Origin of the sequence: Prevotella sp. TF12-30 (assembly GCF_003436715.1) — a bacterium.
Taxonomy (GTDB): domain Bacteria; phylum Bacteroidota; class Bacteroidia; order Bacteroidales; family Bacteroidaceae; genus Prevotella; species Prevotella copri_A.
Genome location: NZ_QSQJ01000007.1, coordinates 72,037 through 96,264 on the forward strand (window position 1 = coordinate 72,037; position 24,228 = coordinate 96,264).

At 39.3% G+C, this 24,228-nt stretch carries 20 protein-coding genes and 3 pseudogenes; 17 read left to right on the top strand and 6 right to left on the bottom strand.

All coding sequences use genetic code 11. The features are described 5' to 3' along the window. Positions 1–33: 33 nt before the first annotated feature. Entirely contained in the window at positions 34–942 is a 909-nt protein-coding gene (locus DXD25_RS04580) for a YafY family protein (protein ID WP_117661984.1), read from the bottom strand. 211 nt (positions 943–1,153) lie between these two features. Here DXD25_RS04580 and DXD25_RS04585 point away from each other — a divergent pair. Further along, a pseudogene (locus DXD25_RS04585) lies at positions 1,154–1,833 on the top strand (hypothetical protein); the annotation flags it as partial. Positions 1,834–2,110: 277 nt separating this feature from the next. Here DXD25_RS04585 and DXD25_RS04590 read toward each other — a convergent pair. The 3 genes and pseudogenes from DXD25_RS04590 to DXD25_RS04600 all read right to left on the bottom strand — a co-directional run. Continuing rightward, positions 2,111–4,501, bottom strand: coding sequence for a DUF262 domain-containing protein (locus tag DXD25_RS04590; RefSeq protein ID WP_117661985.1), 2,391 nt, complete (start codon positions 4,499–4,501; stop codon positions 2,111–2,113). A gap of 5 nt (positions 4,502–4,506) precedes the next feature. After that, complete coding sequence (locus DXD25_RS04595) at positions 4,507–6,444, bottom strand: DUF262 domain-containing protein (RefSeq protein ID WP_117661986.1); 1,938 nt, start codon at positions 6,442–6,444, stop codon at positions 4,507–4,509. Positions 6,445–6,488: 44 nt separating this feature from the next. Next, positions 6,489–6,893 (bottom strand): annotated as a pseudogene (locus tag DXD25_RS04600) (sigma-70 family RNA polymerase sigma factor); the annotation flags it as partial. Here DXD25_RS04600 and DXD25_RS04605 point away from each other — a divergent pair. From DXD25_RS04605 to nhaD, 5 genes and pseudogenes are all read left to right on the top strand, one after another. Next, positions 6,865–7,131, top strand: a pseudogene (locus tag DXD25_RS04605) (IS1380 family transposase); the annotation flags it as partial. The pseudogenes DXD25_RS04600 and DXD25_RS04605 overlap by 29 nt on opposite strands. 383 nt (positions 7,132–7,514) lie before the next feature. Then, positions 7,515–8,261, top strand: coding sequence for a PD-(D/E)XK nuclease family protein (locus tag DXD25_RS04610; protein ID WP_117661988.1), 747 nt, complete (start codon positions 7,515–7,517; stop codon positions 8,259–8,261). A 27-nt stretch (positions 8,262–8,288) separates the two neighbouring features. Beyond that, positions 8,289–8,894, top strand: coding sequence for a hypothetical protein (locus tag DXD25_RS04615; RefSeq protein WP_117661989.1), 606 nt, complete (start codon positions 8,289–8,291; stop codon positions 8,892–8,894). A gap of 25 nt (positions 8,895–8,919) precedes the next feature. Continuing rightward, positions 8,920–9,588: a hypothetical protein gene (locus DXD25_RS04620; protein WP_117661990.1), complete on the top strand. Its 669-nt coding sequence runs from the start codon at positions 8,920–8,922 to the stop codon at positions 9,586–9,588. 202 nt (positions 9,589–9,790) lie between these two features. Further along, entirely contained in the window at positions 9,791–11,161 is a 1,371-nt protein-coding gene (nhaD, locus tag DXD25_RS04625) for a sodium:proton antiporter NhaD (RefSeq protein ID WP_117661991.1), read from the top strand. A 170-nt stretch (positions 11,162–11,331) separates the two neighbouring features. Here nhaD and DXD25_RS04630 read toward each other — a convergent pair whose 3' ends face one another. Together DXD25_RS04630 and DXD25_RS04635 are read right to left on the bottom strand one after the other, a co-directional pair. Then, positions 11,332–13,224 (bottom strand): VapE domain-containing protein, encoded by a 1,893-nt coding sequence (locus tag DXD25_RS04630; RefSeq protein ID WP_117661992.1) that lies wholly within the window; start codon positions 13,222–13,224, stop codon positions 11,332–11,334. A 357-nt stretch (positions 13,225–13,581) separates the two neighbouring features. Continuing rightward, entirely contained in the window at positions 13,582–14,037 is a 456-nt protein-coding gene (locus DXD25_RS04635) for a DUF6078 family protein (RefSeq protein ID WP_117661993.1), read from the bottom strand. A 431-nt stretch (positions 14,038–14,468) separates the two neighbouring features. Between DXD25_RS04635 and DXD25_RS04640 the strand changes: the two genes are divergently transcribed. From DXD25_RS04640 to DXD25_RS04690, 11 genes are all read left to right on the top strand, one after another. Next, the gene (locus tag DXD25_RS04640; protein WP_117661994.1) at positions 14,469–16,031 is read left to right on the top strand and encodes an ATP-binding protein; all 1,563 of its coding nucleotides are present in this window, start codon (positions 14,469–14,471) and stop codon (positions 16,029–16,031) included. After that, complete coding sequence (locus DXD25_RS16620) at positions 16,016–16,159, top strand: hypothetical protein (RefSeq protein WP_158556290.1); 144 nt, start codon at positions 16,016–16,018, stop codon at positions 16,157–16,159. The genes DXD25_RS04640 and DXD25_RS16620 overlap by 16 nt, the downstream gene beginning before the upstream one ends. Positions 16,160–17,058: 899 nt before the next feature. Beyond that, positions 17,059–18,453, top strand: coding sequence for a hypothetical protein (locus DXD25_RS04650; protein ID WP_147327848.1), 1,395 nt, complete (start codon positions 17,059–17,061; stop codon positions 18,451–18,453). Positions 18,454–18,585: 132 nt separating this feature from the next. Beyond that, a complete protein-coding gene (locus tag DXD25_RS04655) occupies positions 18,586–19,158 on the top strand; it encodes a TerD family protein (protein ID WP_089543821.1) in 573 nt (190 codons plus the stop codon). Between the two features lie 6 nt (positions 19,159–19,164). Continuing rightward, positions 19,165–19,806: a TerD family protein gene (locus DXD25_RS04660; RefSeq protein ID WP_089543820.1), complete on the top strand. Its 642-nt coding sequence runs from the start codon at positions 19,165–19,167 to the stop codon at positions 19,804–19,806. Between the two features lie 2 nt (positions 19,807–19,808). After that, positions 19,809–20,450: a stress protein gene (locus tag DXD25_RS04665; protein ID WP_089543819.1), complete on the top strand. Its 642-nt coding sequence runs from the start codon at positions 19,809–19,811 to the stop codon at positions 20,448–20,450. A gap of 19 nt (positions 20,451–20,469) precedes the next feature. After that, the gene (locus DXD25_RS04670; protein WP_089543856.1) at positions 20,470–21,135 is read left to right on the top strand and encodes a TerD family protein; all 666 of its coding nucleotides are present in this window, start codon (positions 20,470–20,472) and stop codon (positions 21,133–21,135) included. A gap of 12 nt (positions 21,136–21,147) precedes the next feature. Beyond that, on the top strand, positions 21,148–21,786 hold the full coding sequence (locus DXD25_RS04675) for a VWA domain-containing protein (RefSeq protein ID WP_089543818.1): 639 nt from the start codon (positions 21,148–21,150) through the stop codon (positions 21,784–21,786). 63 nt (positions 21,787–21,849) lie between these two features. Then, positions 21,850–22,488, top strand: a complete 639-nt coding sequence (locus DXD25_RS04680; RefSeq protein ID WP_117661997.1) for a VWA domain-containing protein — start codon at positions 21,850–21,852, stop codon at positions 22,486–22,488. Between the two features lie 6 nt (positions 22,489–22,494). Beyond that, positions 22,495–23,160 carry an AIM24 family protein gene (locus DXD25_RS04685; RefSeq protein ID WP_117661998.1) on the top strand — a complete coding sequence of 222 codons (666 nt, stop codon included), beginning with the start codon at positions 22,495–22,497 and terminating at the stop codon, positions 23,158–23,160. 13 nt (positions 23,161–23,173) lie between these two features. Beyond that, positions 23,174–24,226 (top strand): TerY-C metal binding domain-containing protein, encoded by a 1,053-nt coding sequence (locus DXD25_RS04690; RefSeq protein ID WP_117661999.1) that lies wholly within the window; start codon positions 23,174–23,176, stop codon positions 24,224–24,226. Positions 24,227–24,228: the final 2 nt, after the last annotated feature.

Sequence of the window (24,228 nt, forward strand, 5' to 3'; positions counted from 1 at the left end):
CTTGATAGATTAAATCTGATATTCCTTAATTGATTAAATCTGGTATTTCTTTGTGAGATTTCTCAATTTTTCGGCAATATCCTCCCTTAGCCATTGAGGTTCCAATACTTCCATGGTATCCATGTTGGAGAATATCTCCTGTTCAAAATCGAATTCAGGCTTCAGATGGTATTCAAAGATAGAATACTCATCTGTGCGCTCCGTTTCCTTTTGTGAGGTATGGAGAGGAAGGTTGCGGATATAGTTGCTTTGGAATGCATCCACTTTGAGTACCACCTTTTGCACCTCAGAATTCTCGTTGTTGATGATGCCGAAGCAATCCTTGAAATATTCAGCAGGATCCAGATCCTCTGGCAATTTGAATGTTTCTTCAGAGATGGTGACATTCTCCATACGGTCGAGCGCATAGCATCGGATGTCATCTGTGCCAGGACTGTAAGCCACCACATACCAACGCTTCTTGAAAGCCTTTATGAAATAAGGATGAATATCAAATTCATGATACTCCTCTGTATTGAAGCTATAGTAGGATATGGAGATGACGCGGTTGTCACGCATCGCCTTGATGATGTCTTCCAGATAGTTTCTGCCAGAAGGCATATCTTCCAGGAGTACACGATTCTTGAGCTTGCGACTGTTGCCAACCATGGCATTGAGGGAGAAGGCATTGAGCATCCAACTTCTGGCACTTCCTTCCTCAAAGCAGTCGCCATACTCAATGTAATAGCGGTATCCGCTGCCACAGCTGATGCTGATTTCAAACAGTTCCTCGATGGAATGGAGGTTGTTGATGAAGGTACGGCGAGAGAGTTCCGTTCCTTCGCTGAGATCAGAATCCTTCCATCTGCTTTGGATTTCCTTTAAGGTGATGCCGCCCCTTTTTCTTGCCCGATGGATGGTTTCCACCAGCCAGACATATTTGTTCAATTGATTGATAGCCATATTCTGTTTCTTTTATTTTGGTACAAAAATAACGGAAAAGTAGGAAAATATGTTGCACAAGATAGATTTATTTCATCCTTAATTCCGCAACACTATAAATTTAAACTTTTATAATATCCTGAGCAACAAAAAGTTGCCCCGAATTTTGCCATGTCGAAGAATTCACTTATCTTAGTGTTGCAAAAGAAAACAAGAAAATCCAGCGATAGGCATGGCAAAAATACAAATAAAATCTGAGAAACTCACTCTTTTGGGAGGAAAATTTTCAATCATGGAGCAATTTGACTCTACATTGTCATCTGCAATCGACTCACCCATCGGTCTAAGGTGTAGATTGTTCGGTTATCAGTACTGCGAAATCATCTGTTCTCTCTTGAGTATCTACTTCTGTGGTGGCTCATGCATTGAGGATGTCACTGCTCAATTTATGTTTGCATCTGGTCAACTTAAAGAGGGTGAGATGTATGATGTTGATTTCGACCATCAGTTCATAGAGACTGAGAAGTATGATGCAAAGCCTGCATACAAGAAGTTCTTTGGTTATCGCCCTGGCGTGGCGGTTATTGGCGACTTGATTGTTGGCATTGAGAATAGCGATGGTAACACAAATGTTCGTTTTCATCAGAAGGATACGCTGAAGAGTGAACAGAACGGACTTACTATCAATCGTTTCAGAGCTGATTGCGGATCATGTTCCGAGGAAATCGTGGAGGAAAGGAACGTATCTTCGATGATATGAACAATGGTTTCGGGTGGGACAGATTGCCCAAGTCCTTCATGGCAGAGAATACTGTGTTTCTTCTTCTTACAGCACTTATCCGTAACTTCTACAAGGCCATTATCCAAAGACTTGACGTAAAGAAGTTCGGACTCAAGGCTACAAGTCGCATAGTGGGGTAAGGGGATGTAGTGAGCTGAAGTGGGTGTTTTAGCCTCAATTTATCTGATAATTCAGTAATGAGAGAACGTGTACACGCAAGAAGGACGTTGAAGGGCTTAGTTGCGGATTTGAGGTAGAACTAAATTCAGATAATATATCGATAAGCAATAGCTATCCACATATTATCTGAATTTCGTTAATTTTACTGACTGAAAAATGAGTTATTTCAAAACACCTCTCCTATGCGATGGTAAGAGAGACACTTATATATCCAACATTAACCAGTTTTTAAGAAAGACTACTGGCAATAAACTCCCTGATACTATTCATTTTATCCATAATATCCTTTGGAGATTCATGGCTGGAATAATATATACCAGCTTTTTCCTTATCATCTTCCTTCAACTCGAATTCTTGAACAACCTTATTAAAGAACGGTAATTTTTTCTTACCGTTATCTCTTTGGAATACTGATAGATAACCTAAAGAATCATCATCAAAATATAATTCTATGGCTACATCATAATTTATCAAATCAGAAAAAAGGCATACATAATCACCTTTCCAACATTCTATTCGTTTCCATTTAGAATTTTTCTCCCCACTATTGACAAAAGTATTCCCATAGAGATAAATGTCGCGATAGTTATTATTCGAGCTATAGATTATCTGTGTGAATTGAGTATCTTTTATTCTCAACATTCTGCCCCAAGAACCACCCTCATTAAACTTTATGTTATAGCCGTTACTTTTCCAAAAGCCAACTTGTTTAAAATATTCGACAAACTGAAAGAAAATATTCTTCGAATGAGAAGCATCCAACAACCAACTATCAATAATGCTAATTTGGCTTGATACCATATCGTCAAGCTTTAAAGTATCAATATACTTACCCAATTTGACGGAAAGTCTATCCTCTTCACTAGCAGACTTATCAGTATCAATTTTATCAGTATGCACACTAGTATCACCTTTAAAGAAACGGTCATACCAATCATCTAAATTATACAAAAAAGAATAGTTATCACTTCCTGTATGAACAGGATATTTATCCATATCCACAGAACAAGCAAATGATATGGCAGTTAAGTCTGATACAGTCTGGTTGTACTTAAAAAATAGTTGCTCGAACTTCTGCTTTATAAGAGCAAACTTATCCTTATTAAAACAACCATTCTCGTCAAATCCTGCCCATTTTATAATGGTAGAAATTCTTCCGTGCAAAACAGGACATACCGATCTTTTTGACATGTCGTCAAACAATTGCTCTATACTTTCACGTTTACTTTCATTTTCTTTATAGATTCTCAATCTAAGCAATTCTTCATCTGTCAAAATCTTGTGCTCTTTTGCATCCATATCAAGCAGTCCACAAATGTCATTGCCTTCCAACTTACTTAATACATGGATTGCATCAGCAATCTGATTTTCTTGACTTCTGATAACAGTATAACGAGTGATGTTGTAAAGGAATTCATACACTCGCTTTATATCAATATCCTCTGCAGAAGGATGTTCCATAAGATACTTAATCAGTGGCAAAATGACAAAGTACTCTTTCAAATCTTTCTGCTTACTAAATTCGCCACTAGCTGTAAGAGACATTTTTTGACATATTTCCATCAATGTAGGATTTGTATCCAATTTCTTGAAATTTTGAAACACAGTGTCAATCTGTTCTATAGAAATGTTTTCATAAGGGAATTTGAAGTCATTTTTCTCACGTGATAGATAATCTGCGATTGCTCTCTCAGGATTAAAAATAGCAGCAACCATGCGCAGAAACTCCTTCATGCCTAAATCGGAAGTCTCCTCATCTTTACGTCTATGATTCCAAAAATAATTATCGATTGTTTCCCAAATCTCACTATTTCTCTTCCACTTGCTCTTATCATCATGAGTTACTACAAGAGGTTTTAAGTTCTCTGTAGAAGTCAATGGCTCACCTGTAGTATTAATAATGACAAATGTTTCTTCACCATCTTTCCTGTTGCCCATATTATAATAGACAAAGAATAGGTGTTCTGTGATATACTTACCAAGGGCAATAACATCAAATTTCTTATCTTTCAGCAATTCTGCCATCTTATCCAAAGCAACCAACATACTCTGGATAGTAGGATCTGACTCATATTCATGGAACCACCAACTCTGCTTCTTGATAAAATCGCTAGGGATGTTATCTTGCCAAGCATATTTATTCTTATCAGACTTGATAAAGAACTTGCATACTAAATCAGATAAGAAATATAGTGAAGAATCTCTTATCGCATATAATAACGTTGGCTCTTTATCATCCAAATTATACTCAAAATCTGAAATCAAGAAATCCTGGAAGGGATTCTCTTCTTCTGACATAATATTCAGTAAGCCAAGTAACAAATACAATGTTGTCAAACGCTGCTGACCATCACAAAGCTGCAAATAAGGACGCTCCTTCTCATAATAACCATAGATAAGTCCTATGATTAAATCCTTTGATCTATTCTCCTCAAAGTGTTTTATGAGGTTGTCTACAAAGTCCACTACCAGATTACCTGTAGTTCCCCAGCAATAATCTCTCTGTAAATCAGGTATGACAATCTTGGAATTATCTGAACTTACAAATAATCCCTTTAAATCATACAACTGACTTGATTTCAAACGATTATCATCTGACTTTATATTTTCATATATCATACGTTTTACTTAATTATTAATTCCACATATTTGATGCGCTGCTCAACATCATTGATTACATCCAACTGATTTTGGCAAATGGCTGATTCGTCAAACTTTTGGTATTGAGCGAAACTAAACACTGTATGCAAAAGATGACGGCTGCTGAAAAAACCTTTACTCAAATCAAAATAGCTTTGTCGTTTTTTCTCAGGCAACATATTACCAAATTCAGAATTGTTATTTCCGTATAATAGCAACAAATTGCCAATGCTGTGTTCTGACAATATAACAGATGCCAAATCCAAAGATAGCTCCGATGAATTATCTTTGACTAAATCTTTCCAATGATTTTGGATGTCATCTCTTGAAATATAGCCTTTTTTCATAATTATTTCGCCAAGTTTCAAAGAACCATTTTGCTTATTAAAATCTTCATCTTTGAAATCCTTTTCATACTTTAATGGTTCACTATCTCCTCTATAGATGTCATTATTTTGTAAATGTAAAACCATTGACTTTGGATAGACATGCTCCAAGGAGCGATTACCTGCCACAATAGTAAAGTCAAACTTTCTATTCAATTCAGTGTCTCTCTCAACATTTCTAACCAAGAGATAATTATATGCAAGCTCATTATTCACACCATAAATTGGATTCTGAGCCAATGTCTGACGAAATTCTTCTATTTTATCTTTCTTTTCAAAATCATGATGAACTATATTCTTGTAGGTGAAACCAATCAAAAGTAAATCTACAACAAGCTTTAAATCTTGCACATTACATTTGTCATTCTCACCTGTATAACCAAAGTATGCTTTGATAAAGCCTATTTTGTCTTGGTCATTAGATAGCAACCTCATTATCACTCCAAAGCAGTTCGCCTCCTTTGGAAGTGAAAAAACATCTTCAAACTTGTGCTGGCAATCTCTTAACTGAGAAAAAAGGTACTTTGCTGAAAATGCAGGATTCTTTGCCTTATTATTCTCTTTTAATTTTAATTTATAGGCTTCAAACAATCCGCTTTTATTGTCTTCAAATTCGGTCTTCAAAAGCCAGCCCATCGGATTTTGGCAATTAAACATAAGTTTTACCTCTTCCTGGTTCCACCAATGAAGCCATCTATCCCATTCATGGGCATATCTACTACGCAATGAGATATTGTCCCACTCACTAGCCTGATTATTAGTATATCCACCAGTCCCTAAAGAAGCCATGCGAAGCAAGTCTGCCTTAATTAGTTCATAATCTTGCATAATGGCCTTATTGCCATTCATCATGGTAAATGTTGAGACGGCAAGTTCCAGAGATATATTAATGAGCAAGAAGTAAACATGTTGACGTATATACTTGATTATTTCATTCTTATTCTTAGTATAAAGTTCATGCTTCTTTATCAAACAGATAGTCTTCTTGAAAAAATAACCGTCCTGAGTAGTTATTTCTTCATCTTCATTGCAATTCTTTAACCATTCTCCAGGATTTACTTTACCACCACCGACTGTACTACCTCTACTGCTATTATACTCGATGGTAAAAGGATGCTCTACACCCAAAGTTTTGAGTAATAGATAAAAAAATGTACTTCTCTGTTGACCATCTATAACAGAATATTTGTCACCTTCTATAGCAACGGTAATGCCTTGGATAAAGATGTCCGTAGAGTTTTTATAACCCTCACATAAAGTATCAAGCATATAACTCACAGAATTTTTAGAGCCAACATGCTCCTTTCCCCAAATATATCCACGCTGATAACATGGTATTTGGATCGTCTTACCATCGATATACTGTCCTAAAGTTATTTTATTAGCACTCATAGGCTGTTTGCTGTATTGAAAATTGTTTACACTTATAGCATAGACATAATATAGTAATGCCTTACCATCTACAAATTTAATAAAAAGCTGTGAAAAATAACTGCCCATTAACAAATAATAAGAATAAAAAATCGTACCACCCATCACGAGCAAGGCAACTTCTTGTCTCTTTCATTAAATGCTTATTTTAATGAACCGATTTTATCCAAACTGATGCGAGTAATATGTTTTTGCTCGGCTATAGCCTGAAGAATGCTCTGGCGAATCCACCATATCGCATATTGGATAAACTTAAAGCCGCGAGTTTCGTCAAACCTCTCAACAGCTTTTATCAAACCAATATTCCCCTCATCAATGAGGTCTGTGAGAGCAAGACCTCGATGCTGATATCGCTTCGCAACGGACACTACGAAACGTAAGTTGGCTCTAATCAATTTCTCTTTGGCACGCTCTCCCTCACTTCCACCTTTACGGATTTTCCTAGCGAGTTCATGCTCTTCATCATGAGAAAGTAAAGGCTCACGTCCTATTTTCATTAGATATCGCTCTTTTACCTTTGCACTCGGGTGGGACAGATTGCCCAAATCCTTCATGGCAGAGAATACTGTGTTCCTTCTTCTTACAGCACTTATCCGTAACTTCTACAAGGCCATTATCCAAAGATTTGACGTAAAGAAGTTCGGACTCAAGGCTACAAGTCGCATAAAAGCGTTTGTCTTGAGGGTCATCTCTGTACCAGCCAAGTGGATCAGGACATCAAGGCGGTATGTGCTGAATATCTATACCTGTAACAATGCTTATGCAGATATTTTTCAGACAGATTTTGGATAACGCCTACAACTTATGGGTATGATACAGCGTATTGCCTCAAGTCGCATTGTGGGGTAAGGGGATGTTGTGAGCTGAAGTGGGTGTTTCTGCCTCAGTTTATCTGATAATTCAGTAATGAGAGAACGTGTACACGCAAGAAGGACGTTGAAGGGCTTAGTTGCGGATTTGAGGTTCATGCAAATTTCAATTATTTCATCATTTTGTGAAAATAAAACGAACCTGTGCAGTCAATTTTCACATATCTCCTGTACTTTTGCACTGGAAATAAAAAAATATGAATCAGGAAAATCATATAATATCTTCCTGACTTTTCCGTTTTCAGATATAGACATTATAAGAATGTGGAATAAGTATAAGGAAAATGAGATTAAAATTTTAGTAATATGGAATTGAATGCTATACAGCAATTGCTGCAAAAGGCTCAGCCTATCTTACAGAACAGTAAGGCTGAGAAGAAAGAGCGTGAGGCAAAAGGCGAATATTTCAATGTTTTTGAAAATTTGCATTTTACACGCCCTGAGGAACATCTGCATACCCCTTTTCTTCGTATGCTGCTTGATAAGGATGCCAATCATGGAGTGGGGAAAGGCTTCTTGGAGGCTTTTCTGGAGAAGGTTGTGAAAAAGTTTAAGTCTGATTTTCAATATGATATTAATTCTAGTCATATTGAATATCAGGATGTTTATTTGGGCAATAAAGAGATAACTGCGGATGGTACTTCTACAGGAGGAAAAATAGATATTCTCTTGCATGATGACAAAAAGCATGCTATTATCATTGAAAACAAGTTTGATAGATATGGCAATGCTGCTCAGGATCAAGAAAAGCAACTTGAACGATATTATAATTATGGAAAGAATGAAAAGAAATATAAGGATTTTATCTTGATATATCTCACTCCTTCAGGTCAAGATGCTTCGGAGTATTCTACGGGTTCCAATAAAATAACCTATTATTCGATGAGTTATGATATCTCTGAAAATAAGCCAAATATCTTATCTTGGCTTGATGAGTGTTTGGTTATATCAAAAGGATGCCCTCGTATTTATGAAGTGATTAAGCAATATATAACTTTTATGAAAAATACAAGACATATTATGGAAGAAAATTATCAAAAGGATTTTTTTTAACTTGTTCTTGAGCCTAAAAATTTAGATGTGGCATTTGAAATTATACGTAATTGTCAAAAAATTAAAGAGGCTATTAGAAAAGAGTTCTGTAAACAGCTGGTGAGTTTGGCTGGTGAATATGGACTTGAACTTCTTAATAATGATAATGGGTATGGCAACATCATTACATGGGATAATGATAATGGCGGTTGGATGATTTTCGTAGGAAAGAGAAAACATCAAAAGCCTGTAAAACCACAAGTTGGATTTAAGGTTGGATATTACTCAAGAGTAGATTCTAACTTAAAACCAGAGTATGGTGGTATGTTGTATGGGTTGTCTATTATTAATGGAGACTATTCAAATTTAGATAAGTTGCCAAAGGTCTTTAAGATAGGGTCAAGTGATTCTAATGATCAACCTTTGTTTGGTCCCGGGAAAAATTGCCATCAACTTCCTGATGGCAAAGATATAGGGAAAGATTTTCCTTGGGGATATTCTTTTTTGTCTGATGAAAAAAGAGAGTGGAATAAGAACTGGTTTGATTGGGATGACCTTCAGACATTGGTAGACATGCGCAATGGCGCAATGCTTAAGTTTTTTAGAGAACGTTTTGAAATACTGAAAAAGTATAACATTATATGCTATCTGTAGTTTATAAATACCAAGCATCAATCTCATGAAAGAAATCGCATTTGATTCATTGCTGCTGATAGCTGCTGACGATGTCAGTCAGCAAGCTATCAATCAGCTTCGCTCAGATGGAATATATTCCATCGAGAACCATTCTTGCACACTTATCAATATGATACTGGTATCTACTGCCGAAGGAGCAGAACATGTTCATCAGGTATTGGAGAACCACGAACGTGCCAGAAAGAATGTAGTCGTAAAGATGATTCCGGAACTCTGTATCAAGGATGAATCTGATATCGACTCTATCTTGTCTTTTCAGCAAAATCCAGGCTGTAATCCGTACATGGAATTGAAGCACTTCTTGCAAGTGTACCATGAGAATGTGGAGATTCATGGTATGGTAGGCTTTGATTTCAGAAGTTTCTCCGATATCATCAGAGGAAAGAATGTGGTATCTGTCTATTCGTATGAATATCAAGACGACATAGCTGAGGCTATCAGCCATCTAAAGTCAGTCAATCTAAAAGACAATGGCAAATATCTTCTGTCGTTTACAGTAGGCAAGTATGATGAGAAGACTCTATCCAAGCATTTGGCTTCTCTCAATGAATACATAGATGCTTTCCCCGAAGAGAGCAGCCTCTACTGGACATACAGAGTAGCAGCTTCGCAAAAAGTAACTTTGTTTGCTTCTATATCTTCGGAGCAATAAAAATATGAAATGCCTCAACCATACTGGTCGAAATCGGTTATTATCAGGTTAAAACCGTAAGTAAGTAAACGATTTCATATAAATATAATATAGAAAAGGGTGGTTATTGCTTTTCTTTTTGTATCTTTGCAACCGTTTGGCAATTGTGAGTACCAAATCATACATAAAGGAAAAAAGAATATCTAATAATAAATAAGAAGTAATGACTACACTTACAATTTCTATTATTGTCGTTTTCGTGCTCGGCTATGCACTCATTGCCACCGAAAGCTTGACTAAGGTAAACAAGGCTGCGATAGCCCTGTTGATGTTGGTAGGTTGTTGGACCCTCTACATGATGGATCCAATGCAGTATCTCCAGTTGATGCACCCTGATTATACAGGCGGTGCTGCTGGAATGGTGGAGAAAGTGACCGGAATCATCCAGGAACATCTGGGCGATACCGCTACAACACTCTTCTTCCTGATGGGTGCAATGACCATCGTGGAAATCGTTGACCAGAACGGCGGATTCAACTGGGTTCGCAAGGTGATGAAGACCAAGTCGAAGCGTGCGCTCCTCTGGCGTATCGCTATCCTTACCTTCTTCCTCTCTGCAATCCTCGACAATCTGACCACCAGTATCGTGATGATCATGATTCTCCGAAAGCTCGTCACCGACCACAAGGATCGCATGGTTTATGCATCCCTCGTCATCATCGCAGCCAATTCGGGTGGTGCCTTCTCACCAATCGGCGACGTTACCACCATCATGCTCTGGAACAAGGGATTGATTACTGCTGCCGGCGTTATCGCCGAAATCTTCATCCCGTCTGTGGTTTCAATGGTGATACCTGCCCTCATCCTTCAGACCATGTTGAAGGGCGAACTCGTGATGCCTGAGGTTTCTGACCAGCAGAATGCATCGGTCAGCGATTTCACCGAAGGTCAGCGCAAGGCTGTGTTCTGGTTGGGAGTAGGCGGTTTGATCTTCGTTCCTATCTTCAAGAGTATCACCCACTTGCCTCCATTCGTAGGAATCCTCCTGGTATTGGGCGTTCTCTGGACTGCTACCGAAGTTTTCTATCGCGGTTTGCATCGTGGAGCTGATGCTGAGGGCACTCAGAAGCGAGTAACCAAGTTGCTTTCTCGTGTGGATATGAGTACCATCCTCTTCTTCCTCGGTATCCTGATGGCAGTATCCTGCCTGGCTGAGATTGGCGTGTTGACTGCTTTGGGTCAGGGTTTGAACGTCGTATTCGATGGCAACCACTACCTGGTTACTGGTATCATCGGTGTGCTTTCAAGTATCGTTGACAATGTGCCTCTGGTAGCCGGATGTATGGGAATGTATCCTGTGGCAGCCGCTGGTGATATGGCTGTGGATGGTGTCTTCTGGCAGTTGCTGGCCTACTGTGCCGGTGTTGGTGGTTCAATGCTGATTATCGGTAGTGCCGCTGGTGTGGTAGTAATGGGCTTGGAGAAGATTACCTTCGGCTGGTATATGAAGCACATCTCCTGGATTGCTTTCGTAGGTTACATCGCAGGTATCGTTTGCTACTGGTTCATCCGCACCTTCCTTTATGCTATCTAAAGTATAAATGTTTTCGCTTACGTGAAAAAGTTTTTTTGAAGAAAAAGTCTCATAGTCTCATTTTCTGTTGGAAATATTGGCTTAAAGACTTGATAGATAATAAGATAAAAAGAATGAGACTTCTCGGTTTTGGTGCCGGGAAGTCTCATTAAAGTCTCATAGAAGTATCATTATTTCATTTTTTTCTTTACAAGATACTTCATTCCATCTGCAAATCTCTTGTGTTTCAACTCACTCATATTCGCCAGTTTTCTGCCGAATCCCATCAGGCTGTTTACCTTGAGCGATGAACCAATCTGCTTCTTCAGATAGTCGAAAATCTCGGCGGCAGTAAGATACTCACCCTCTTTCTCATCCTCAACCAATTCAAAATAGAGCAGGAAATACTGATCTATTGGCTGGATTATCTCAAACTGGCTGTTGCTCTTCATAATCAGCTTCACCTGCTGCGCATCGAAATAACTCTTTTCGCCATTGTTCAAGGCAGAAAGTGCCTGGGCAAAAAGCTGCTGGTAGTTCGGGCGAACGCTCACGTCGATAGGCCCCGTCAGTTCCACACCGATGAATCTTCGATTGCCGGATGGATCGGAGAGAATATCCTTCATGTTGCTCGTGGCGATGAATGAGGCGAGACGAGGAAATTCCATGACATGACTGCCATACGGAGGCTTGTATTTCAGCGTAGGCAACTGGATGAGATTCTTCAGGAATCCCTGCTGAACCTGTGGCGAAATCTGGTTGAACTCATCGAGATTGATGACCATAAACTGCGCCATCGCCTGATAAACCTGACGCTTTTCGGAGAGAATCAGATTGTCACTATATCCCCACTGTAGTTCCGGCGGTAGCAGTCGGCGACAGAAAGTACTCTTGTTGTAACCCTGTTTGGAAATGAGAAGCGGAGCCACCGAGTTGCCGTATTGGCGATGTGAATAGCCGCGCCACTGGTCAACCATGCCCAGGAACCAGGTGTAAAACCAGTCTGCCCAGTGAGGATTGGCGGTAGGCACCGTGCGGGCCAAGGCACGGATATGATCCTTTCCATCCCATTTGTCGTAGCACTGGAAGAGATATTCATCTATCGGATTATAATTCTTGATATAATCTGACTCCAGGAAATTACGTACATCCTTGATGCTCACCCGGATATCAGCCAGCTGCACCTCCAGCATCATACGCTTCTGCACTCTCGGATCCACAGGTTGGTAGCCATACCAACCTTTCTCCTTCGGCATGTATTCCACGAATTTCATCACCGTGTTGTATCTGAAATCATATCTGCTTTTCAGCAGCTGCATCATGTTCACGATGTTCTCGCGAATGCTGTTCTTATCAACTTTCTTTCCTTCTTCCGGAGCCCTGAAATCAGAAATTGTCTGCTGATGATTATCCGTGTTGGGAGCTGGGCTTTGAGATCGTGCATGGCTATCAATCTTCATCGCCACCGCCTTGCCGTTGAAATAAGGCTCCGCATCGAGCGTCATCATAAAACTGTTGTGAATCGAAGGCTCTTGGGATAGGGTAGAGCCAGCCTCGATAGAAGGTTTCGGACCATCTACAAGAATCGAAGCCTTGACAATAGCCTGATATACAGGGAATATCTGCTGGTAAGCGATGCGATAGAGATGCTCGGCATCCGCTTCAGATGTAGGCAGGGAATCATTTTCGCCCTGGAATTTTATCAGAACGATAACAGTCTTTCCGTCGGTACCTGTGATGGCAGCAAGGGTAGAAGGCAGAATGGCTACCGAGCGCTTAATACCCTCCACACCATCCGCATCGGTAATGTTGCCAAATTTCAGCAGCAGGATGCCGTTGAAAGCCTTCATCTTCAGGTTGTTGTTTTCGTCTTTGGCGAATTCGGCAGCGGGATAGATGTGCATCCATTTCGGCAAATCCTTGTAGCCTTCATAGTTGTTGCTAAGATACGGAATGCTTTCGCGGAAGTAGGTGATAGTCAGTTTGCTGTCATCTTTTGCGAATCGTTCCATCAGCTTCTCCATCGTCTTGGTGCTTACGAGAAGCTGGTTCTTGTTGTTTGTATGTACGATAGTTACCTTCATTGTATTTCTGGTTAATGGTTAAGTGTTAACTGTAAATTGTAAATTATCAATTGTACATTATCAATTATTAATTCCGTTGCCCGAAACGAGCCCCGAAGTTTGGGCACTCATTGCCCGCCTTATGGGCACTTGTTGCCCAGCCCTTGTTCTGTGGATGCCCACTTGGTGGGCTATGGATGCCCGTATAACGGGCATGGTAGGATCAGCTAATGGGCATAGAGGGAACAACTGATGAACTGAAAAAGTAGACATATAGTTGCTCTCCTAAACTGGAATACTAGACATATTCAGTATAGTGAAACGGGAATGAATACATTTTTAGTTTTATCAAACCGTAACAATAAATTCTTGGAAAGATTAGATGTTTGTGAAGTCAATCTCTTCAGAGAAGTGTTCGAACTCAACGTCTTTATATCCGTATCTGGCGAAGAGCTGTTTGATATATTTCTGCTGTTCCGGGAGGAGTTTCAGTTGTCCCAGTTTGTATCGGTAGTATTGTCCTTTGCTACCGAGGTAGCTTCTCATTTCGGCGCGCAATGCTGGTCCATCTTTCACTTTCATTTCGGCAAATAGTTTGTCGAATCCCCATGCCATTTTCACGACACGCAGCGGAGCAAAGTACTTGCATTTTCCGTTTTTCAGGGCATTTGGGAAGATGGCATCTCCTCTATCAGTCTTCTCGTTTTTGTAGAGGCCGGATAGATAGTGGATACACTTGTCTTTCATCGGACATGGTTCGGTGAAGCAATAGGTGATGAGGCTAGGAACGTTTCCGTATTCGAAAGCCTTTTTCAAAAGTTCCTTTTCATCCATATAGATTATGTTTTTAATGAAACATTTCTATCATAACGAGAAAAGAGGGTATTTATTGTCTGAAAACAAGGATTTTTTATATGTTTTTGTAGCTTTTTTCTGTATTTTAGTAGTACATTTTAGCTTCTTGACAGCATTTTTCTGCTTCTTATTAGCATTTTTATGATACATTTCCAAGAATTGATGATACTTCTATGATACTTCTTTCGCCATTTTTCGAGAAGTCTCATTCTATAAAACATTCTGAGTGTTAAATATATACCCTTCATTTTTCTTTGAATAATGAGACTTTGATACTTTTATGTCCGAAAAAAGATATATGCGTGCGCGTATAAAGACCCCTTGCTGGTATATTGTTAATAATAAGAAAAATGTTTGTTTTCTGAAATATTATCAGTATCTTTGTACTCTGAATTATTAAGAGTAAGATTATGGCTTCAAAGAGATATCCTTTGGGAATACAAACGTTCTCCGAAATCGTGAAGGGGAATTACTTCTATGCTGACAAGACGGCTATCGTCTATCAGCTGGCTCATTATGCCAAGTTTCATTTTCTGAGTCGCCCACGTCGATTCGGAAAATCCTTGTTTGTATCTACCCTCCAGGCTTATTTCGAGGGTAAGAAAGAACTGTTCAAGGGCCTTGCCATCGAACAGATGGAGAAGGAATGGACGGCATATCCTGTCATCCACTTGGATCTGAGCTGTGGTAAGTATTATAGTTTGGAGAATACTAAAATCATATTAAACAATATCCTTAAAGTTGAAGAGCAGAAATATGGAATAGAAGTTCCTGAATCTGAGCGTGAAGGCTTTGGGGCTCGCTTTAGGGATATTTTGCTTACAGCTACTGCTCAAACAGGTAAACAAGTTGTCGTTCTCATCGATGAATATGATGCCCCGATGCATGATTCTGTAAGTGACGAAGACTTACAGAAGACCATCCGCAACATCATGCGAGATTTCTTCAGCCCCATGAAGCAGCAAGAGGGAAACATTCGCTTTGTATTCATCACAGGCATCTCCAAGTTTAGTCAGCTCAGCATTTTTAGCGAGTTGAACAATCTCAAGATTCTCACGTTGAAAGATGAATACAGCAGCTGTTGTGGTATTACCAAGAGTGAATTGTCGCATTATTTCCGTGAGGGTATCGAGGAGATGGCTGAGCATAATGGGCTCACTTATGAGGAGACCTTGCAGCAACTCGGGCAGCATTATGATGGCTACCATTTCAGTATCAATAGCGAGGATATCTTCAATCCTTACAGCATTATCAATGCTTTGGACGATAAGGAGTTTAATAACTATTGGTTTACATCTGGTACGCCTACGTTCCTGATAGAACTGATGCAGCAGAAGAATTTGGATATGCTCAACCTGGACGATCTGTGGATACAGGCATCACGTTTTGATACACCTACGGAAAGGCTTGCTGATCCTATTCCTGTCCTTTTCCAAAGTGGCTACCTTACCATTAAAGGATATGAGAAGAAAGGCAAGTTGTATCATCTCGGTTTCCCAAATCAAGAAGTAAGACAAGGTTTCTCGGAAAGTCTCGTCAGGTATTATTCTGCGCAAGACATGAACAGATATGATGCCATCGTGTATGCTTATTCCAAGAATGTGCTTATCAATGACGACATGGGAGCCTTTATGCCTCACTTGAAGGCATTCTATGATAAGTTTCCATATACGATTATCAACAATAATGAGCGTCACTATCAAGCCGTGATGTTCACCATCTTCACCATGCTTGGCGAAGATGTGAAGGTGGAGTATACCACTTCGGATGGAAGGATAGACCTTGTACTCAAGACAGAGCAGAGTATCTTCATCTTCGAGTTGAAATATGAAAAGTCTGCTGGTACCGCCATGGCACAAATCTGTGGCAAGGACTATGCCAAGGCTTTTGCCGATGATCGTCGGAAGGTTGTTAAAGTGGGTGTCAACTTCTCTGAAGACCAGCGAAGCATAGAGGATTGGGTGATAGGATAAATGATAACCGCAATGTGAAGCACTTCACTTGCTGGAACCAGCTTCTTGCACATGGCATAGACAAGAAGAACGGTCACCCAAGTATCAAGGGAATGAGAAGTTCTTCTCTATGCTTCTATGCTCCATAACAAGGTGCAGGAATTCTACGCTTTCCCTATTATTCTTAATATGTTGTCTGCAAATAGAATTCTATTGAACCCTACAGAACTCTCTTGTGATTTCCTATTCAGCATTTGTCTGCTGTTCAGTCTCTGTAGCCTCCTGCTGCTGAGTAGTCTCCTGTTGTGTAGAATCCTCAGTAGTAGCCTGTGGCTTGATAGGTGTGCCAACTTCTGTTTAATGTTACTTACTTACTTTCTTTTTTGTGGATTCATTATCGAACCCGCTATTCATAGTCACAATCTGCGTGTCAAAAAGAAGCGTGAAAATGCTATAGTTTGATTATCAGGTAATTATGTTTTGTATACCAAAAGTAGATGGCGTGGAAAATAAGGAAGGTAGGTGGAAGCATTCCTCAAAATCTAAAGTTGCTAGCCAAGTAAGACTTCTTCTTCTTCCCAATTGTGTCCCCTCACACAACTTTTTTCGAAACTTTATGGCTAAAAATTTTGTAGATTCGATAATATTTGTTACTTTTGCGGTGTCATATCCTTACTGGAAGCTCCAACTGGGCGAAGGTGGGATGGACATATATACATAAAAGGCGTAACTGTACGCTTTGGTTTTGACGCTATTAGAACTTCGCAACTTCCAAATGTCTGTCAAGAACAAAGCAACGGGGACGCCCCTTGGGATGTATTATATATACAGCCCTTGTCGGCTCATAGCATTTCGGCAATGAGTTGATAGGTGGTGCTATATACTTACATCGGCGTGGGGCTTCCAGCGTTGTTCGTTTCGACAGACAGGGCAATGCGAAGGCCTTAATAGCGTGGAACGGGCAACAGACTGGCTCCGCGCTTCTTTGTATATATACCTTAATAATAATCTGGCAGGTTGGGAGCCTCTGTCATTAAATAGGAAAGGCATGAGGCAGTCTGAACGTGCAAGTATAATGAGAATAGTTTCTGATTTGATAGAGGCTGATGGTATCATTGATGCAAGAGAGATTATCTTTCTTGATTCTTTGCGTGAGAAATATGGAATCAAGAAGGAAGATGAAGTAGCTGCTGCCTCCTATACTTTTGCGGCGGCTTTGAACGAACTTCTTTTGGCTGATGATAGTCTTAAGCATGATTTGATAGGTGATTTCAATCAAACGGCAATGTCAGACAATTATTGTGCAAGGGAAGAGGCTTTGCTGATTCTAGCTTTACGTTGTTGTATGACTATCAATATGGGAAGTTCGGTAACTGTACTTTCCATTGATACATCTGAAATAAAATTTGAAGATACTCAAATTCTCTATGTTGAAAGTGAATTTGATAAGAAAATCAATGAGCAAATCCAAAATAGTTACCGGGAAATCTGTTCGGAGATACGGTTAGCGGGTTTTGATTTTGTCTATTTGCCAAAAATAGCGGAACATTATCAAAGTATTTCTGAAACGGATTTGTATCAGATTGCTGATTTCTTATATCCTAAGGTAAGCTATGAACGACTGCAAGTTATTATTAAGCAGTTGCGTAGCTTGTCAACAGAACGTTTTTGTAAAGACCTATTGGCTGCGAAATTGAATGTGAAAGAGTTTGGACTAGTAAATCCTTCTTTCATGATAAAGATTGGGGAATCTTTTGTTAATGATAGAATTGTGTCGAATTTCTTGCTTGTAGAAATAGAGGATGATGCTCTTGGTACTATTCGTAAGATATTGGATTTGTTGGCTGAGAACTATCATAATCTAAGACTGAATTATTTGCAAGAAGAAACTGGCCGTTTTATTTTCCGTGGTTTTTATAAGCAGATCTTTGATATTCTAATGCTTCGTAAGGGTGTGAAGAGTTCTGTTGTCATTGATACTTTAAAAGAGCAAATTTATTTTCCTGAGGCAGATGTCAAGTTGGAGAAAATCCACAGAAGGGAAAAGGCATTATATGCTTTGTTTTTGTTAGAGTCTATGAGTGGAGGTATCAACTTTAATAAGCCTGTAACTGCCAAACAACTTGAAAGATATCAAAAAAGAATGGCTGCTATTATGAAGAAATATCAAATCATCTATAAGAAGTTTGGCGGTGAGGCTGATAAAGCTCCGAATATCTTGGATTATGCAACTCGTGCGCCAATGATTGCATTATTGAAAAAACAGATATTGAAATTGAATGATGTTTTGTTCCATGCAGAAGACTATATAATACAGCGTAATATGTATGGTAACTATGGAGTAAGAATCTCGGCAGATTTGATGACTTATCAGGATGGTATAGATGAGGGAATAAAACAATTAACGGATTCTGATGAATGGCAAAGAATCTCAGCCTTGTAAGGTTGCAACTTGTTTATTAGACTTTTTACTCTTGCTAGCTTGCAACGTTTGCATATTTAATAAGGTATAGAGAAAAATGATTAGCTTTGCACCATCAAACAGATAATAATAACAATTTAAATATTTGAGAATATGATCAATCTAGAAAAAGGACAGCGCATTAGTATGGATAAGGGGCTGTCATTAGTAGGTGTAGGACTCGGTTGGGATCCAAATGAGGGTTCTGGTTATGATTTCGACTTGGATGCTTCTGCATTCATGTTGGGTGAGAATGGTCAGATTCCACAACAGGAATTCTTTGTATTCTATGGAAATCAGAAAGCTCCAGATGGCTCTGTGGAATCTACAGGCGATGATCTGACTGGTGGAAATAGTGATGGTGGTGATGATGAAACCCTGAATGTTGACTTGACAAAGGTTAGTCAAAACATTAAAGAGATAATCTTTACTGCAACTATTTATAAAGCTGATGAACGTCGCCAGAATTTTGGTCAAGTACGAAATTCTTATATTCGTATCTATGATGCAAAGACAAATACAGAGATAGCTCGTTATGATTTGGATGAGGACTTTTCTATAGAGACAGCTGTAGAGTTTGGTCGTCTGTATCGTCATAATGGAGAATGGAAGTTTGAGGCTATTGGTAATGGTAATAAAGGTGGTCTGCAGGCTCTCGTAAACAAATATGCTAAACAATTTGCATAATCGCTTATGGCTATTAATTTGATTAAAGGTCAACGAGTTGAAATCGAATCTGGTTTGACTCGTTTGAAGGTAGAGATGGGATGGAAGGTGAATCCAAATGCAGACCCTGCATATGATTTGGATGCATCTACTTTCCTGTTGGGTAGCAATGGGCAGATAGAAAACGAATATGATTTCGTATTCTATGGTTCACCAAATACTATAGAAGTAAATGGGGAAGTACGTCCGTGTTCTGTGGACAAAAGTGTCCTTGGCTCCGTTGACGATTTAGGTGATGATGACGATGATACTGGAGAGGGAAATGAGGAAATTGAAGTGGATTTGACAAAAACTTCGGCTAAGGTGCAAGAAATCCTTTTTACAGCAAGTATCTATTGGAGTCCATCAGATGCAAATGACCCTGTGAATGCTCCACGAATGAAGTATAATTTTGGTCAGGTTCGTGATGCATATATTCAGATTAAGAATGCAATAAATGGAGAGGTTATTTGCCGTTATGATTTGGATGAAGACTTCTCTACCGATAAAGGTGTTGAATTTGGTCGTTTGTATCGTCGTGGTTCTGAATGGAAATTCCAGGCAGTAGGTGAGGCTCATAAAGATGGACTAGAACCTATTTGCAGAAAGTATGCTTCTAAATTTATGTAATTATGGCAATCATTCTAGAAAAGAGCGGTGATACTCATCGTATTAATTTGGAAAAGCCTACAGCGGGCAAACCTTCTGCAGGTGAGATTGTTATCAATCTTGACTGGAGTAAAGGGGGATTTTTCAAAAATCTCTTTGGTAATGCCATTGATCTGGATTTAGGCTGTTATTATGAATTGCGTAATGGCAAGAAAATGCTGATAGATGGTTTGCAATTTTCTCATGGTAGAGGAGGTGATCGTCATCATGTGACTCGCCAAGGTTGCTATGATATGGCTCCTTATATATGGCATCAAGGCGATGATCGTGGAGGTGGTGCCTCTTCAGGAGAAACCATTCTTGTGAATCCTGTAGGTATCAATGAAATCAAGCGCATTATAGTTTATACCTTTATTTATGAAGGCGTAGCTAAATGGTCGGAGACGAATGCTGTTGTAAAAGTCAAAGTTCCAGGCAATCAAGATGTCATCGTGAAAATGGGGCAACAGTACAGTGACAAAAAGTTCTGTGCAATAGCCCAGCTAGATTTTGCTGGTGATAATTCTATTACAGTGAAGAAACTGGTAACATTTCATGATGGACATCGTGATTGTGACAAACAATATGGATGGGGATTCAATTATAGTCCTGGCAGTAAAGATTAATTATTTAAACTTGAGAATTATGGCAATAAAACTTGAAAAAGGACAACGCATTAATCTTGAAAAAGAGACTGGTGCGAAATTGACCAACTTTTGTGTTGGTTGTAACTGGGGAGCTATCATTAAGAAAACTTTCTTTGGTTTGTCTACATCTGTTGTAGATGTTGATTTGGATCTTAGTTGTATGATGTTTGATGCTAATGGTAATGTGGTTGACCATATTTGGTCTCCTTTATATCAATTCAATGGCAAACTACCTCAAGGCAAGTTGGATTCAAATGATCGTGCTCTTCATCATACAGGTGATGACCTAACAGGTGATCAAAATGGAGATGATGGTCTTGACAATGAGATTATTACTGTTGACTTGAATCGTGTCAGCTATAATGTGAACTCTATCGTGTTCTTTTTGAACATATATAATAATAATGAATATAGTGGTGATTTCTCAGGAATTCCATATGCTTCTATTCGTATGTTTGAGGGTACACCTGAAAGACCACCTAAGCAAGTGTTTGCTCAATATAATGTAGCGACTAAGACAGAATGTGTAGGTAAGCGTGCTCTTGTAATGGGTAAGTTGTACCGACGCAATGGTGAATGGAAATTTGCAGCAATCGGTGATGCGTTTGAAGATAGAACTATCGGACAAACCATTGTTCGTGTGGCAAGAGATTATTCAAAGTAAAATGTTTATAAAATGAGAAGATTACCTGTATATCTACTCCTCGACACTTCGGGTTCTATGTATGGTGAACCTATCGAGGCAGTGAAAAATGGCGTTCAAACGCTTATCTCCACGTTGAGAAGTGATCCGTATGCGTTGGAAACAGCGTATATCAGTATTATCACTTTTAATACATCTGCACAGCAGGTTTCACCTCTTACAGAGTTGGCGGCATTCCAACAGCCAAACATTGATGCAAGTGGTTGCACAGCATTAGGTGGTGCGTTGGAACTACTATCGCAGAAGATAGATAGTGAGATTACAAAGACCACAGCTGAGGTAAAGGGAGATTGGCGACCATTGGTTTTCATTATGACAGATGGTGAACCGACCGACTCTATTACAAAGGGACTTGAGGAATTCAAGAAGCGTAAGTGTGGTATGGTTGTAGCTTGTGCTGCTGGTCAAGGTGCTAATACCAATACGTTGAAGCAAATCACAGAAAATGTGGTTCAGCTAGATACTGCCGATAGTGCGACTATCAAGGCTTTCTTCAAATGGGTCTCAGCTTCAATCAGTACAAGTAGTAAATCTGTTGAGGATACTGCTTGTGAGGCTACTACAATGAGTGAGTTGCCACCTCCACCACCAGAGGTTAATATCGTAGTATAAATTTTATTAAGGATGGTGCTCTTTCGTAAGAGCATCATCTATAATTTAATCTTTAAACAAATTATGAGTAGAAGATTACCTGTTTATATATTGATAGATACTTCTGGTTCCATGAAAGGTGAACCTATAGAGTCTGTGAAGGTGGGACTGTCGGATATGATAGCATCTTTGCGATTGGATCCATACGCTTTGGAAACGGCTTGTATCAGTATTATAACATACGATAAGGATGTCAAGCAAATTCTTCCTTTGACCGAATTGGAGAACCTTCAATTGCCGGAGATTGCTTGTCCTGAAGCTGGACCGACTCACATGGGAGCTGCTTTGGAATTGTTGTGTCAACGATATGATGCAGAGGTGAATATGGGATCTAAAGAGCAAAAAGGCGATTGGATGCCATTATTGTTTATCTTGACAGATGGAAAACCTTCGGATTTGTTGGCATACGATAATGTGATACCAAAGGTCAAAGCACATCAGTTCACAAATATTGTGGCTTGTGCTGCAGGACCTAAGGCAAAAACAGAACCTTTGAAGAAGCTTACTAACAATGTTTTTACACTTGACACAATGGATAGTAATACATTCAAGAAGTTCTTCCAATGGGTATCAATCAATATCATTGGAGGTGGTAAGACGATGGGAGTTACAGACCAGGTAGAACTGCCTGCACCTCCAACAGTAGTAAATTTAGTGGTGTAAGGTTATATGAATTGCAAGATAGTGGGATATGAATATAAAACTCTTGAGGTAACATTAGCACCAGGAGAGTCTTTTTATGCAGAGCGAGGAAGCATCGTTTATGTTGATGAGGCTTTGCAGCGTGATGTGGAGTTTAATGGAAGTGGTTCTGGCAATGGTGGATTGGGAAGCCTTTTGGGAGGTGTCTTGAAATCAGCGTTATCAGGTGAGTCTATTTTGATAATCCGTTTCTATAATCCTACAAATACGGAGAGAAAAATGGTACTTTCTGGTAGTTGTTGTGCTCTCGTTCCTATTAGATTGCAAGGAGAAAACTTAATCTGTCGTCGTGGACATTATGTTGCATCCACGAATAAGATAAACTTGAACCTTAATATAAGTCTTCAAGGATTATTGGGTGGAGTAGGACTTTTCCAAAAGATAGATGGTAATGCTACTGTTTTTCTTGATTCCCTTGGTTCCCCAATAGAAAAGATTCTGGGTAATGGTGAAACAATTGAAATAGATGAAAATCATATCGTAGCCTTTCAAGGTTTCTCTCCTTCACAGATTCAGGCAGGTTGGTCTGTTGGTAATGTCTTTCGAGGAGAGGGATTGAGTTTAATGAAGGTGACAGGACCTGGTAAGGTCTATCTGAGTCCTCTACCGATGATAGTCTATAAAAATAACTAACAATAACAAAACAATGAGAAGATTACCTATATATTTCCTCGTTGACGTATCAGAGTCAATGGTAGGAGAGCCAATCCAGCAAGTGCAGGATGGTATGAGAATGATAGTTCAAGAATTGCGTACCGATCCGTATGCTCTTGAAACAGCATATATATCAGTGATAGCTTTTGCTGGTAAAGCAAAAAGTGTAACGCCTTTGACGGAATTGTATAAATTCTATCCTCCAACGTTTCCTATTGGTGGAGGTACGTCTTTAGGTGCTGCTCTTAACTTTTTGATGGATGATATGGACAAGTCGTTAGTGAAGACAACCTTGGAGAAAAAAGGTGATTGGAAACCAATCATTTTCCTCTTTACAGATGGAACTCCTACAGATGATCCAACTCCAGCTTTCACTCGTTGGAATCAGAAGTATCGTCATTCAGCTAATATTGTAGCAATATCTATCGGTGATAATGCGAATACGCAGTTGCTGGGACAAATATCAGATAATGTGCTTCGTTTGAATAATACTGATGAAATTTCGTTCAAGTCATTCTTCAAATGGGTTACTGCTTCCATCAAGGCAACAAGCGTTTCTGTGACGGATATGGGTGATGATGAAGTAAAGTTGGCACCTACATCTGGTATAAATCTTGAAAAGGTAGATACTTCTAAGCCTTGTATCATAGATGAAAATTTTGTAGTGTTGGTAGGCAAATGCTCCAATACCAAGAAAACTTATCTCGTAAAATATGCAAAACGAATGGCAGAGTACAAGGACATGGATTACGGAAACCTTGGCTTATTGAAGAATGAGTTTAAGTTGGTTGGTGCTTATCCTATAGATGAAGAAACATATAATAGCTTGTCTGATGGAAATTCTAACCAGAGTATCAATACAACAGCTTTGCGTGGTGTACCAACCTGTCCTTGTTGTGGCGCACAATTAGGTGTAGTGGTCTGTGAATGTGGTAATATTATGTGTTCAGACGGAAATACGACAGCTTGCCCTTGGTGTGGTATGGAAGGCTCTTTGGGTGAAATTGCTGCAGGTGGAGCTGATATAACAAGAGGAAGAGGATAAAG